12 protein-coding genes are annotated in these 14,590 nt (G+C 48.0%); 5 read left to right on the top strand and 7 right to left on the bottom strand.

Going from position 1 to position 14,590, the window contains the following annotated elements; translation table 11 throughout:
• Positions 1–52: 52 nt before the first annotated feature.
• Positions 53–1,165, bottom strand: coding sequence for a hypothetical protein (locus tag CA267_RS10025; RefSeq protein ID WP_075607614.1), 1,113 nt, complete (start codon positions 1,163–1,165; stop codon positions 53–55).
• 340 nt (positions 1,166–1,505) lie between these two features.
• On the opposite strand from CA267_RS10025, the gene CA267_RS10020 reads away from it, so the two are divergent.
• The 4 genes from CA267_RS10020 to CA267_RS10005 are packed head-to-tail and all read left to right on the top strand — an operon-like array spanning position 1,506 to position 6,170.
• Positions 1,506–3,041, top strand: a complete 1,536-nt coding sequence (locus CA267_RS10020) for an ABC transporter substrate-binding protein (protein ID WP_075607615.1) — start codon at positions 1,506–1,508, stop codon at positions 3,039–3,041.
• Between the two features lie 38 nt (positions 3,042–3,079).
• Entirely contained in the window at positions 3,080–3,973 is an 894-nt protein-coding gene (locus CA267_RS10015; protein WP_232367534.1) for an ABC transporter permease, read from the top strand.
• Positions 3,970–4,773 carry an ABC transporter permease gene (locus CA267_RS10010; protein ID WP_232367533.1) on the top strand — a complete coding sequence of 268 codons (804 nt, stop codon included), beginning with the start codon at positions 3,970–3,972 and terminating at the stop codon, positions 4,771–4,773. The genes CA267_RS10015 and CA267_RS10010 overlap by 4 nt, the downstream gene beginning before the upstream one ends.
• Entirely contained in the window at positions 4,770–6,170 is a 1,401-nt protein-coding gene (locus CA267_RS10005) for an ABC transporter ATP-binding protein (RefSeq protein ID WP_075607617.1), read from the top strand. Before CA267_RS10010 ends, CA267_RS10005 begins: the two co-directional genes overlap by 4 nt.
• A 71-nt stretch (positions 6,171–6,241) precedes the next feature.
• On the opposite strand, the gene CA267_RS10000 is transcribed toward CA267_RS10005, so the two are convergent.
• The 6 genes from CA267_RS10000 to CA267_RS09975 form a co-directional block, all read right to left on the bottom strand.
• Complete coding sequence (locus CA267_RS10000; RefSeq protein ID WP_075607618.1) at positions 6,242–8,410, bottom strand: M3 family metallopeptidase; 2,169 nt, start codon at positions 8,408–8,410, stop codon at positions 6,242–6,244.
• A gap of 311 nt (positions 8,411–8,721) precedes the next feature.
• A complete protein-coding gene (locus CA267_RS09995; RefSeq protein ID WP_075607619.1) occupies positions 8,722–10,107 on the bottom strand; it encodes an alkaline phosphatase PhoX in 1,386 nt (461 codons plus the stop codon).
• Between the two features lie 184 nt (positions 10,108–10,291).
• Positions 10,292–10,459 carry a DUF1826 domain-containing protein gene (locus CA267_RS19135; protein ID WP_332310868.1) on the bottom strand — a complete coding sequence of 56 codons (168 nt, stop codon included), beginning with the start codon at positions 10,457–10,459 and terminating at the stop codon, positions 10,292–10,294.
• Positions 10,460–10,549: 90 nt separating this feature from the next.
• Positions 10,550–10,972 (bottom strand): MerC domain-containing protein, encoded by a 423-nt coding sequence (locus tag CA267_RS09985; RefSeq protein ID WP_075607620.1) that lies wholly within the window; start codon positions 10,970–10,972, stop codon positions 10,550–10,552.
• Positions 10,973–10,984: 12 nt separating this feature from the next.
• The gene (locus CA267_RS09980; protein WP_075607621.1) at positions 10,985–11,470 is read right to left on the bottom strand and encodes a Fur family transcriptional regulator; all 486 of its coding nucleotides are present in this window, start codon (positions 11,468–11,470) and stop codon (positions 10,985–10,987) included.
• Positions 11,464–11,988, bottom strand: coding sequence for a ZrgA family zinc uptake protein (locus tag CA267_RS09975; protein WP_075607622.1), 525 nt, complete (start codon positions 11,986–11,988; stop codon positions 11,464–11,466). The genes CA267_RS09980 and CA267_RS09975 overlap by 7 nt, the downstream gene beginning before the upstream one ends.
• Positions 11,989–12,166: 178 nt before the next feature.
• On the opposite strand from CA267_RS09975, the gene CA267_RS09970 reads away from it, so the two are divergent.
• The gene (locus CA267_RS09970; protein WP_075607623.1) at positions 12,167–14,569 is read left to right on the top strand and encodes a TonB-dependent receptor; all 2,403 of its coding nucleotides are present in this window, start codon (positions 12,167–12,169) and stop codon (positions 14,567–14,569) included.
• The last annotated feature ends 21 nt before the right edge of the window (positions 14,570–14,590 follow it).

Genomic DNA, 14,590 nt, shown 5'->3' with positions numbered 1-14,590 from the left:
CGTTTAAAAACATGACATTGTACAGTTTGCCAGAAGCCGTTAGCTTTGGAAGCTACTCGATAAGATCATGAATGTAATTTATCGACGGCAACTTACGCTCGGGATGATAAAACAACCGGTTCAGCCTGCCTAACAAATTAACAGAACGACTGGGATCGCTGGGTTTTACCCTATGCTCGCTGGCCGTCTGCAGAAATTCCCACGGCTGCAGGTTCAGCGCCTGAATTTGCTCTAGTGTAACCCCGTGCTGCTGAATGGTAGTTAAAATTCTTTCGGTTTTACTTTCCGCTAATGGAATAACCGAATCGGCGTAAATTTCCGCGAGCGGTTGACCCAAGGCCGCCAAAGTATGATTGATGGCCTGCCAGACGATATCATGAGAGAAATGCTCCCCCACCGGCGCGTAATACCCCATAATTTCCCATTCCAGCTCAGCATTACTCACCGCAATAGAACTGTCCAGTTCCGGCGAGAAAGACAAATCCGGTCGCGCACCTATATTATAAGCGTCGACAGAAATTCCCAGGCACATCACCAAATCGCCCATTTCGGCCTTGTTTTGATAAAGCGATTCAAAAGCCGCACGTTTGACCCCCATCCAGCCGTGTACCATAGACGGCTGTTGCGAAAATGCGCGCACATCATCGGGTAAATCCTCACCATATTTTTCGATAAGTAACGGTAAAGGGCTCTGATCTGGCGCATCATCTGGCAACCATACCTCGTATTCCAAGCGGTTGTCGGCTTTACCCCTACTTTTTATACCGAAAGAAAGATTGATAGGCCGACAAATGCTGCGGTCTTCATCAATCCGATGAAAATATTCAGAACGCATTCGTTTAATAAAGGGCGCATCCAGACCCGCCAGCGCGGCCGTGGGATACCGATAACCAATGTCGCTCTGGGGAACATGCGTAAGCGTAGTTACCGCATCTGTCAGTTGCTTTTTTACACCTTTTAGCAAGGTTACGTCAGGTAAGATAATGCTGCGTTCAGGCTCTATCGTTAGTCGCTCGCCGTTGGGGCCAATGAACTTTGGTGTTTTATGGTACTCGTACCCGGCCAGACCAAGGTTTTTGGCAGCGAGATTACGTAAGTTCGCCATTTCCGAAAACAGCGTAGAATGGTCGCGGATGTGTTTGAATAACGGGCGCTGTATCGTCATTGTTCACGCACTGCTAGTTAAGATAGAACCAGTGTGCCATAAAAACAGCTAAAAGCAGAATGGGAAGGTCAGCCAGTTCCCGGCTCGAACTTCTGGAGCACGGATGCTCCAGCAGAGCCATCAGAGATGAATTTACGGCGTTTCGGATGAGAACTTCTGCTTACCTCATGAGACTGCTTAATTTTTAGTCATTTATGCTGTTGCCCTGCGCGGCTTTTAACGCAATATTCGACGATAACTGCATTTTTTGCCGCAAACGTAATTGTGAGCTGAAATGAAAAAACGTAACCTTCGGGCGTGACCTTCTGTTAAAGCAGATAATCCTAAGGATGTAGTAAACTTGTTCCGAAATCTTTGTCTCATTATTTTTATAGCGCTAGCTGGCTTAACTGGCTGTAGTGCCCCCGATAGCTCTGACACATTGTCAATCAGTGGGCCGTTCGAGCCGATTAGCCTTGACCCTGCACGCTCCGGGTACATTTTTTCCCGCATGCAGGTTATTGAGACGCTGGTGGATATCGATAACAAAGGCCAGCTTAAGCCCGGACTCGCTACCCGCTGGGAACACAGTAAAGATAACCGAGTCTGGACATTTTATCTTCGCCCGAATGTGGTTTTCCATGATCAATCCGCGATGAACGCCGATGCCGTTGTTAACAGTCTCAACATCGCCTTTAGCAAGCCGGCTCCTTATCCTCAAGACCTGGTGGAAGCTGTTACCGCGCTAAACGAAAGCACGGTACAAATTACGCTTTCGCGGCCTTACCGGCCGTTTGCTTCGTTATTGACCAACTACACCACAGCGATTCTTTCACCCGCGTCTTATAATGAAAGTCAGGAAATCACTAAATTGTCTGGCACCGGGCCTTATCAGGTTGAGGAGTTTCAGCCACCACACCGTGTAGGGGTAACAAAGTTTCAGAACTATTGGGGAGAGCCCGCCCATGTCAGTAAAGTTGTGTACACTACCGGACACCGCGCAGAAACCCGGGCGCTGATGGTTGCAAGTGGTCAAACCGATATTGTTTATAATCTGGATGCAGCCAGCGTAGATTTACTGAAAGTTTCAAAAAAAGCAAAAGTCGATTCAACGTTAATTCCCCGCACTATTCTTATTAAAGTAAATGCGTCATATCCTGCTTTGGCGGATGTAAAAGTCCGTCAGGCGTTGAGCCTGGCAATAGATCGGCAGGGTATTGCCACCAAAATATTGCGCGTAGAGGATATTGAAGCCAACCAGCTGTTTGGCCCTTCTATGGGAGTATGGCACGATGCCACTCTTCCCCCCGCAGAACAGGATGTAAAACGGGCCAATGCATTGCTTGACGAAGCAGGCTGGCTTCAAGACGACAGCGGGATACGCCATAAGAATGGCAGCCCTTTAAAGCTAAACATGATTACCTACGCAAATCGCGCCGAACTGATTGTTATTGCTACCGCACTGCAAAACCAATGGGCGCAAATTGGGGTGGATCTACGGGTGCATATGGAAAACGCCAGCGCCATTCCCTCCGGCCATGCTGATGGCACCCTGCAACTTGCTCTGATGGCCCGAAACTTCGCCAATATTCCTGACCCTCTGGGTATTATGCTGGCCGATTTCACATCCACTGAAGGCGGCGACTGGGGCCCGATGGGTTGGCAAAACCCATCTGTGTTCTCTGCTTTATCGGCTCTGCCTCTTGTCCAGGATAAAAAAGCCTATGCCTCACAGGTGCAAAATATAATGCATCAAATCAATGCAGATCTGCCGGTGATCCCGGTAGTTTTTTATATGCAGCAAAGCGCCGTGGCGCCGCGGGTGGAGAATTTCAGCTTCGACCCTTACGAACGCTCATTCCGTTTATCTGACATTACGTTAAAACCCGCATCATGATTCACAGCATCGCGAAGCGTCTGCTACAGGCGTTAATTATGGCTTGGAGCGTTGGCACACTCACCTTTGTGCTTGTTCGCACATTACCCGGCGATATGGCATATAAAATTGCAGCCAGTCGTTATGGTGATGATGCCGTGTCCACCGCATCAGCCGCAGCTGTGCGCGCCGAGCTTGGTCTGGACTCACCGGCCTGGCAACAGTATTTTCACTGGCTGAGTAATTTGATCACGCTGGATTTAGGCGACAGTTTGGTCAGTGGCGCGCCTGTCGTTCAGGAGCTTCAGCATCAACTTGGTTATACGCTGCTGTTGGCTGTCTGTGCAATGCTGGTATCGGTCATCATTGCCTTTCCGCTGGGCATTTTATCGGGAGCACGACCGTCGTCAGCGGTGGATAACTCCATTATGGTAGGTTCAACTTTCGTCCGCGCGCAGCCGGTTTTTAGTCTTGGGCTACTACTTATTTTTCTGTTTGCCATGGAGTTAAACTGGCTTCCTGTTGCTGGGTTCGGGGAGCCGCGCCATCTGATCTTGCCTGCGCTTACGCTGGGGTTAAGCTTAGCGGCGATCTCCAACCGCATTATCCGCAGCAGCACTATTAACGTATTGCATTCGGCGTATTATCAGTTTGCTCGCATTAAAGGTATGTCGCGCTTTTCTACTTTTTGCCGTCACGGCATTCGCAATATCTTACTGCCTGTTATTGCCTTTATGGGTATTCAGCTAATTGGCTTAATTGAAGGCGTAATTATGGTGGAAAGCGTATTCGCCTGGCCAGGAATTGGACACGGCCTTTCTCATGCGGTATTTGCTCGTGATATTCCCATGTTGCAAGGGGCCGCGCTGGTGTTTGGTTTGATGTTTGTGGCGCTGAATACGTTGATAGACGTTTGCTGCGCCAGGCTGGATCCGCGGGGAGTCCGCCAGTGATTATAAAACGTATGCCAACACTTCAGCCAGCGCAACAATTAGGTCTGGCGCTAGTTCTTATGCTGCTTATCTTCGCGCTGGGCGAAGGTGCATTTTACGCAGCGGATCCCAATACCCAGCAGTTGGCCAAAGCCTTTTCGCCGCCTTCCACGGCAATGCCCTTAGGTGCCGATCAATTTGGCAGAGACATGTTTGCCCGTCTTGGCGCCGCGCTGCGGCTGTCATTTTTACTTAGCGCCCTTTGCGTGGCGACGTCAGCAATAACCGGTGTAGCGGCGGGTATTTGTGCAGCCTGGGCCGGCGGCGTAGTCGAAAAAGTGCTAAATTTTGTGGTTAACACTATTCTTGCTTTACCCGGTTTAGTACTGGTTTTGCTGTTCGCTGCCATTGTTCCCGGTTCATTTATTATGTTGTACCTGGCGATTTCCTTAACCTTGTGGGTAGAATATTTTCGGTTGGTAAGAGCCACAGCAAAACCGTTAATAAACGGTCCGCAGTTGCAATCGTCCATGTTGCTCAGTTTTGGCCGCTGGTATTGCTTCCGCCGCCATATATGGCCGGCTATCGCGCCTGATGTCTGCACTTTAGCTGCATTTGGTGCAGCAACATCTATTATCACCATGGCGTCAGTAGGATTTGTGTACGTAGGATTACAGCCGCCAACGGCGGAGCTTGGATTAATGATCGTCGAGCTTTTCTCCTATTATAGTGATGCGCCATGGCTGCTGGCTCAACCGCTGATCGCATTATTTTTAATGGTACTGGGCTTTCATCTGCTGGCCGGAAAGAAAACCCTATGAATACCCTTGCAATAAAAAACCTAACGGTACGCTCAGCCGACGGCGATATCCTGACAGATTTTTCACTGCAGGTTTCAAAAGATGTTCCTGTTACCATTTTAGGAGAAACCGGCTCAGGGAAAAGCATTTTAGCCAGTGCCATTATGGGATTATTACCGCCCACGCTATTAGCCTCAGGTGAAATTTATCTTGACGGCAAAGCGTTACACACACTTTCCAGCCGAGCCCGCCAACAGTATTGGGGCACTGTGATGACGCTACTGCCACAGGAACCCTGGCACGCCCTGGACCCGGTCATGCCGGTGAAGCAGCAGATAAGAGAGACGTATCTTAAGGTACGAGGACATTCCAAAAAGCAGGCTGATATTGCCACCAGCCAGGCGCTTGCCCATTTAGGACTGGCAAACGCAGCCCACAGCATACCCTCAACACTTTCCGGCGGTATGGCCCAGCGGGTAGCATTTGCCGTAGCCACGGCCGGGGGCGCACAAGTGTTGCTGGCAGATGAACCTACCAAAGGGTTGGATGTAGGCAGACGAGATGACATTGTACAATTGCTAAAAGCCCATGCCAGCCAAGGTACACTGATTACTATTACTCACGACGTTGAAGTAGCAGAGCAGATTGGTGGCTATCTGGTTGTTATGCAGAAGGGGAAAATTGTTGAGCAGGGGAAATGCGAGGACATTTTGTCTCGCCCTCAAGCCGATTACACTCAGGCTCTCATTGCTGCCGCACCAAAGAATTGGCCGGAAAAACAAACTGCATCAAAAGCAGCGCATTCTTTTGTGAAAATTCAAAACCTGCAGAAGCAGCGCGGCGGTCGGGAGCTTTTTCAGCAACTTAATACCACCCTTAATAAAGGCGATATTATCGGCATTAGTGGTGACAGCGGCAGTGGCAAAAGCACCTTGGGCGATATCTTACTTGGTTTATTACCCGCCGATAGTGGCGTAATCGAATTCAGCCAGCCGTTGCTTCGTCATGAGATGTTAAAAATTTATCAGGATCCGCCCAGCGGATTTGCTCCTCATTGTACTCTTGCTCAGCTACTGGCCGATTTAGTGAAGCGTCATAAGCTTAATAGCGACGATGTTTTCAATTACATGAATCAGCTGCAATTGCACTCGTCGCTACTTCAGCGCAGGCCTGCAGCATTAAGCGGTGGCGAGCTTCAGCGATTTGCTTTGCTAAGAGTATTATTATTGAAGCCGCAACTTCTTGTTGCAGATGAACCCACATCACGTCTGGACCCAATTACAGCGAAAAAGATAACGGAATTGCTGGTGGAAAGCTGCCGGGCTATCAATACCACTTTGATATTAATTAGCCACGACAGCTGCATGCTAAGTAAAATTTGCGATCGTGTAGTTCATTTACAAGAGTCGCCGCAATAGCATTTCTCCGGCAACAGTGGCAATAAATTATTGTCACTGTTGCCAAGGGTTTGCAAGCTGACAGGACGAGATTAATCTACCTTGGTTTTTAAGCCACGGCGAATCAACAACGCATCGGTCGTCGGTTCTTGTCCGCGGAATGCCTTATAAGATTCCATCGGCGGTCTGGAATTACCTTTTGAAAGAATTTGATTGCGATATTTCATGCCGTTTTCCAACTTCAATCCGCCCATTTCCTGCACGTAAGCAAAGGCATCGGCAGCCAGAATTTCACTCCACATATACGCGTAGTAACCAGCAGAATAACCGCCACCCATAGAATGTGAGAAATAAGCAGATTTATAACGCGGGGGAACATACGCTAAATCAACGCCATGTTTCGCCAGCGCTTTAGCTTCAAATTCGTTGATATCCTGTAGCGGCGCATCGGCAGGTAAAGAGTGCCATTCCATGTCCAGCAATGCCGCAGACATGTATTCCAGCGTGTCAAAGCCCATATTAAAGCTACGGGATTTAATGACTTTATCCAGCAGTTCTTTAGGAATGGGCTCGCCAGTTTCATAGTGCTTGGCGTAATTAGCAATCACTTCCGGATACGCCGCCCAGTCTTCTTCGAAAGTAGAAGGAAACTCAACGAAGTCGCGCGATACTGAGGTTCCCGCCAAAGAAGGATATTTTACGTCTGACAACATGCCGTGAAGTCCATGACCTAACTCGTGGAACATAGTGGTGACATTGTCATAACTGATTAACGTCGGCTCGCCTTCTGGGGCCTTTTCAATATTCATAACGTTTACGACAACAGGCTTGTTGTTCAGCAACTTGGATTGCCCCACAAATGAGCTCATCCAGGCACCGCCCCGCTTGCCTTCACGGGCGTAATAATCGGCATAAAAAATTGCCAGACTTTTGCCGTCTACATCAAAAAGCTCATACGCTTTTACATCAGGGTGATAAACCGGCAGATCCGGTCTTGGCTCAAAACGTACGCCATACAAACGGTTGAAGGTATAAAACACGCCATCATTTAACACACGGTTAAATTCAAAATATTGTTTTACTTTGTCTTCATCAAGATCGTAACGGGCTTCGCGCACTTTTTCTGCGTAATATGCCCAATCCCAAGGTTTAAGTTCGAAGTCTTCACCCTCGGCATCGATCATAGCCTGAATGTCAGCAGCTTCTTCTTTTACGTTAGCAACAACTGCTGGCACCATGCTGCCAAGCATCTCAAACACCGCTTGCGGGGTTTGCGCCATTTGCGCGTCAAGGCCGTAGCTGGCCCAGTTGTCGTAACCCAACAGGGCGGCTTTCTCAGCGCGCAGTTTGGCTAAACGCGCTACAATGTCGCTGTTATCAAACTCACCACTTTGCGCACGATTTGCCGAAGCTTCCCAAATGCGCTGACGCAGTTCCCGGTTTTCCAGCGAAGCCAGAACCGGCTGACGAGTGGTATTCGTTAAATTAAGCAGGTACTTCCCTTCCTGATCGGCTTCCTTGGCGGCTTCAGCTGCGCCTTTTATTTCGGCTTCTGATAAGCCTTTAAGCTCTTCAGCGGTATCTACCACTACAGCAATGTTCTTAGATTCAGTCAGCAGGTTTTGTGAAAACTGCGTGGTCAGCCTGGAATGCTCTTCATTTAACTTACGAATTTCATCTTTTTGCTTATCGTTAAGTTTTGCACCCGCGCGAATGAAATCTGTGTAATATTCTTCAATCAGGCGCTGTGATTCTGCATCAAGCTCAAGATCGTTACGCTGGTTATACAAGGTTTCTACCCGCGCAAAAAGCTTGCTGTTTAAATTGATGTTGTCGGAATGCGCTGCCAGCTTTGGCGCCATTGTAGTTTGAATTTCACGGCGCTCAGGATTGCTGTTACTGCCGGCCAGATTGAAGAAAATACGGCTTACACGCGTAAGCAACTCTCCGCTTTTCTCCAGCGCCACCATGGTATTTTCAAATGTGGCTGGCTCTGGATTATTGGCAATTTCTTCAACTTCTGCCATTTGTTCTTTTATACCCTGCTCAAAAGCAGGAAGAAAATGTTCATCTTTAATCTGATCAAAAACTGGCGCTTCGTACTGTAACGGGCTCGCTTTTAACAAAGGGTTCTCCTGCTTAACCTCTGCTTTTGCGGCTTGTTCGCTCGCTGCATTGGTTTGTTGTGAGGTCGTATCTTCTGAGCAGCCAGTGGCAAGTAGCGCACTTGCTATAGCAATGCTGATTATGGTTTTGTTCATGTTGTGTTCCCTATTTTCCTGTCGACAGGCTTATTATCATCTAAAGCTTAGTTAGGATGTTATATCATATTTACAAATAAATATGAGTGGGTATTTTCTAAGTAATGCGGCCTACAAAGCAAGGGCAAAAGAGACAATTAAAGAAATTTCGCGTTGAAAGGAACGACAGCAGAATATGGGAACACCGGCCTATCACCTGAAGCTGGGCTACGTCTATTCCTGGTTGATAAATGAAACCATGATCACGGCGCGTAAAAAGCGGGCAATGAATGCCCGTTTACTGATTTGTAGAAGACAAAGCAAAACTCTGGTTACGCCTGCAGGTTTTCCCATGGGCCGGTGATGGCTAACGTTGTGGCAGGAGAATACAGATTCACAAACAGCGTGCTGCCGTCAGGAGAGAAGCACGCGCCCGCCGGTTCAGTTTGTACGTGAACTTTAGCAAAATCGTAAACCTGTCCTTCAGGTGTAACACCGCGAAGATGATTATCCACAACATCGGTATATTGATCTTCACACACCAGTAAATGACCATTGGGCGCGACGGTAATATTGTCACCATAATTAAATGTTTGCACATCCGGGCTTTCAACAAACAGCTCAAGTTTACCCGGAGACGTCGCTTCAGCCTGTTGTCCTTCCGCTTCTGACGGTACATACCGCATAATTTGCCCCACCTGTTTGGCGCCGCCGCTGGTACAGCAAAAATATAGTTCGTTAGTTGCCCAATGAATACCTTCACCGCGCGCAAATAAGGCAGCACCTTTGGCGTGACCTCGCAGACGTAAATCGTCATTTGGACTTTCAACGTCAGAAAGGTCTATCCAGGTGACTTCTAATGGTTCACCGGTTTTCATCTGCACCGTATTCCAGTTGCGGCTGTCAAATTTAGGTTGGTCTTTAATAGCCAGCGCTTGTAGCTTCCCGCCTTTATGCAGTTCACCAGGTGTATTAGGAACGTAACGGTACAGCAAGCTATCGTCGCGATCTTCGGTTAAATACACCACGCCAGAACGTGGATCAACGCATGCAGCTTCGTGATTGAAGCGACCCATGGCTTTAATTGGCTTGGCGTCCACCAGCGCTTTGGCATTGGCCGGTACTTCAAATACGTAGCCGTGATTCTGGCTGATTTTATCAGACGCTTTTTCTACCGATTCTTCACACGTTAACCATGTGTTCCAAGGCGTAATGCCCCCAGAACAATTACGGATAGTTCCAATTAATGACTGGAACTGCTTTTCCACCCGCTGCTGTTTAAGGTTATAAATAATATTGGTGGTGCCACCGGGTAGTGGCGCACCAGCTTTGTAACTATCGTAAGCGAGAGGCGATGCTAAAGTTTTATCGTCGGCAGTTTCTTCATTTGTCTGGTCATCAAGGATCCGCATAGGAAACAATTCATGGTTTCGTACCAATACCACCCGTTCTTCATCCAGATAAAAACATCCCATGCCATCGGCACGATCCGGCACGGGTTGTCCATCAGCCATTTTTTCACCTAATGATGAAATAATGCGGTACGAAAAGCCTTCCGGAAGATCAAGAACCCCTGCAGGATCGGGTTTCAGCGCCCCATATCCGAATTCTCCTGAGCGGGTTGGCGCGGCTTCTGAGGAAAAAGCGAGAAGGTGGCGGGACAACCCCGCAAATGCTAATGCAACCAGACTTTGGTTAAAGGTGCGCCTTGAAATCATTGTGTTATATCCTCTGTTTATCGATTTACTACCAAGAGCAAAATATCAGGTTGAGCAGAATGTCTTCATCTTCTTCGGCTTATCATTGCCGCTAAAAACGTCAAGCTGCAACAACTATAGAAGGTGAAAGTAAAGTTCTGCAAAACGTTGAATATGGATGTTGTTGCTTATCCGCCTGCGGCATTTATTCAGGTAAGTAATCCAGGGTCAACAACAGCCTTTTTTCACCCGCTGCTATAGGTGGAGAGCGATGAACCAAACCGGCATTTTCGTTGCCTTCCCAAAGCTCGCCTTTTAGCAACGCAACATCGCCGCATTGTATTGTTTGAATGTTACAGTTTTGCTGATACAGCCTAGGTTTTTCGTCTGATAAGCCCCGGCTTTCCCCGCCCGAGTCGACTATGGTTTACCAGATCATGAAGTCATCTCAACATTTTACTATTCATGATTTACTTGGTACCTGTGAATCAGAAGGTGCACATGCGTGCTGTCGACGAAGTTGGTAATTGCGGATGTGTCCGAAGGCGATAGTACAGGAAGCGATAACCGTCCAGATAGTTTCCCTTGGTTCCCCCAGCGCCTCGTGATCGATAAACGACAAGCTGCCAAGAAACACCAACCCAGTCAAGCCAATCATAAAGACGCCGATATTGCGGTGGTGCAAATACCCCATCGTTAGGGCTATCAACCCCACTGGTATTACAAAGAAAAGCAGTAGCTGGTGAAAAGCGTCATGATCAACGGCAATCAGCCCAGCCAAAGGCGGTAGAAAAACCAAAATAATAGGAAACAACAAACAATGGACGATGCAAAGCGATGATAGGAATATGGCGAATTTGTCGCCCAGAAGCTGAAGTTTTTTCATTTCGTCCCCGAATTAATAAAGATTTTTAGTCGATTTCTTGCAGTTTTCGCACAAGCAAGACATTTCAAGCTGCGAACCTAACGGTTCGAACCCGGTTACCTCTGCTTGATGAGATATTGCATTAACTACCGGTGTTGGCAGCATAATTTCCCGCACATGCTGACAGGATCGACAAATCAGCAATAACGCCGTGTGATGCTCGCAAGAACAAATAATGTAGTTACAGGCAATGTACTTATTTGCTGAATGCAGGCGATGCACCAGATGTGTCGACTCAAGAAAACCTAAAATCCGATACACAGACATCGCCATAATGGTCGTGTCTGCGTATCGATTGTAAGCATCCATAATGTCATATGCAGACATAGGCCTTTCAGCCTGCAGGAGTAGTTCAAGCACCCGTTGGCGTTTTTGCGTTAGCCGCCCGCCGCGCTTTTCACAAAGATACTGCGCTGCGGCGACAACCTGTTCTACTGCGCCCGGTGTTGTGGCTACCATGTAACTGCACTGTTTGGCGGGCTAAGATTTGAAGCGCCCTGCCCGTCTGCCACAGCCCATTGCAGCTCAATATGGTTAAGTGAAGGCAGCCATTGGAAAAGATTAACCTTCACCCCGGATACTGTTGATTGGCAAGAAAAGCGATATGTCAAAGCAATATCACTGTGCGCATGGCTGACCTTTTCATGCCCGTGTTCTTGAGCCTCATTGTGGTCTGGTAAAGACGAATGCGCATCCTCCAACGTACACTCTCCGTTTAACGCTACAACCTTGTCAGAAGTTGCAAATTTACTGGCGAAATCGCGCACGGTTTGCTGTTGCTGAGTCGTCTCGGGAACATGCTCAAACCCCAGGACATCGGCAGCGGGCAGCGCAATTTCTACGCTCCAGTTGTTATTGTCCTGAACGATATGCATCGTACCTTCGCCATGAACATGCCCCTGCGCCTTAACCGGCAAGACCGAAAAACACGCTGTCCCCACAAAACCTGTCAGTATGGCTATTCCATTGCTTGTCATTGGTTATGGTCTCCGATCCCGCTACTTAGCTGCCGCTAACGCGTACTTTCTTTCTGCTAATCATTTAGATGCATAATGAATCAACAGGCAAAAACCGCTACGCAGTATTTGCTTCCGATGTTGATACAATATAACATAACTATCATTGATACAATATAACATCACACCGGAGAATAAGATGCGGAGAAAAACTCGAATGGCAGCGCTTATTAGCGCTTTATTGCCTGCTGTCGCTATGGCGCAATCGATTGAAGGCGTTGTAAATAACAGTAGTGGTAAAGCAGTGGCAGGTGCCACGGTAGAAATTGAAGGCACCAAATTTAAAACAAAAACCGATGAGAATGGCCGTTTTCTGTTAGAGAATTTAACCGCAAACGTAAACGAATTTCATATTTTTGCTTCAGGTTATGCCCATCTTCATCAGGAAATTGCCGTTGCGCAAGATGGCAGTAAAGAAGTTACGCTTACGTTAAAACGTTCTCCCATTGAGGTAGTCGATGTCGTTGCCTCGCCTATGCATATGTCGATAATGGAATCGGCTTCACCGGTTAGCGTGCTGGCGGGCGAAACGCTACGGCGCCAACAAGCTTCTACTCTGGGCGATAGCTTAGAGAAACTGCCGGGAGTTCACACAAACTTTCATGCGAACGTAGCCAGTACACCGGTTATTCGCGGCCTAAGCGGTCCTCGGGTGCTTATTGCACAAAATGGACTGGATGTCAGTGATGTCTCCCGCGTAGGGCCAGATCACTCTGTTGCCACCGAAGCTTCTACGGCACAACAAATTGAAGTGCTGCGTGGTCCGGCAACATTATTTTATGGCAGCGGCGCTATCGGTGGCGTAGTAAATGTAGTAGATGGACGTGTTCCCCCCGACACCACCACCCGCGGAGAATGGTTGTTAGAAACCAACTCGGTAGATGACAAAAAACTGGCGTCATTCAACATCACCACAGGTACTGAAACTATCGGTGTGTACGCAGACGGTTACTGGCGCGAATCCAACGATTACGACGTGCCTGTTGCGCCTGAATTAGATAACCACGAACAACAGGATTTTGTGGTTAAAAACAGTGGCGAGAAATCTAATGGCGTAACACTTGGCGTCAGTAAGCTATTGGATAACGGTTATGTCGGTATCGCTGTTGAACGTTTTAATCGCGAATATGGGATTCCTGGGCACACCCATGGCGATGAACATGAGGCTGAAGGTAGTGAAGAAGAAAGTGTATATGCCGATCTGAAGCAAACCCGGGTTCAACTGCTAAGTGAATTGAATATTGGCGGTAAATGGATTAGAAAAATTAATACCCGCGCTGCCTTTACTGACTACGAGCATGCTGAAATTGAGGACGGCATGGTAGGTACCCTGTTTGAAAACAGCACTGAGGAGCTGCGATTTGAAGCCCTTCATAATCCTTTTGATGGCTGGAATGGTGGCATAAGCTTCCAATACAAACATAGCGATGTGGCGGCGCAAGGCAGCGAAGCATTTACTCCCCCGTCGGAAGCCCAGACGCTGGCGCTGGCAATTATGGAAGAGAAGCATTTCGGCGACTTCCTGCTTCAGTTGGGCGGCCGCGTCGAACGGGTGGAACTGGAAGCAGATCAAGTACTACTCCCAGAATTAGATGCGCACGCTCATGCCGGCGAAGAACACAATCATGAACATGGTCACGAAGAAGCCACTTCCACCCGTGTCTTTAGCACCGATCATGAGTTTACCCCCGTTAGCTTATCTGCGGGTTTAGTATGGGATTTTACGCCTGGCTATAACATTGGCATTTCCGTTTCTCGTTCGGAACGCGCACCTTCTGCGTCTGAACTTCTCTCCTTCGGGCCTCACATAGGTACACGCACTTATGAAATTGGTGCGTTGTTCGCCGTCGAAAATCACGACGATCATGCTCACATTGGGTTAACTGAAGCAGCGCTTGACCTTGAAACAGCGAATAATATCGACCTGACATTCCGGAAAACGGACGGTGATGTTGGATTTGTATTCAACGCTTTCTATAACGTTGTCGATAATTATTACTATCAAACCTCTACCGGTCTTTTTGCTGAAGCTGCCCATGACCATGGTGGTGAGGACGAGCACGACAATGAAGAGCACGTGCATGCCACCGAATTGCCTATCTATACATTTCAAACCGATGACGTAATTTTACATGGCTTTGAAGCGCAAATTGCCTGGCAAGCCACTGATGAACTTAAGGCCAGTTTTTTCTCTGATTACGTTCGGGCGCGGCTAAAAGATGGCGGTGACTTACCGCGCACGCCACCGCTTCGATTTGGTACGCAGTTTAGTTATCAAACAGAACTATTGACCGCAAATCTTGATGTTACCCGGTATCAGGAGCAAGACCGCATCGCTTCTTATGAAACATCCACTGATGGCTACACGCTGGTTGATGCCACAGTGTCTTACGATTTGTCTTTGCTCGACCAGGACATGATGGTGTATCTGAAAGGCAGCAACCTTACCGATACAGAAGCCAGAGTTCACACTTCATTTCTTAAAGATATCGCTCCCCGCCCCGGTCGTAGTTTTGCCATTGGCGTTCGCGGATATTTTTAATTACACCCCATACTCATCAAC

Source organism: Alteromonas pelagimontana (assembly GCF_002499975.2).
Classification (GTDB): Bacteria; Pseudomonadota; Gammaproteobacteria; order Enterobacterales; family Alteromonadaceae; genus Alteromonas; species Alteromonas pelagimontana.
The sequence above is the reverse complement of the archived record's forward strand: the minus strand, read 5'-3'. Positions and strand labels throughout refer to the sequence as shown.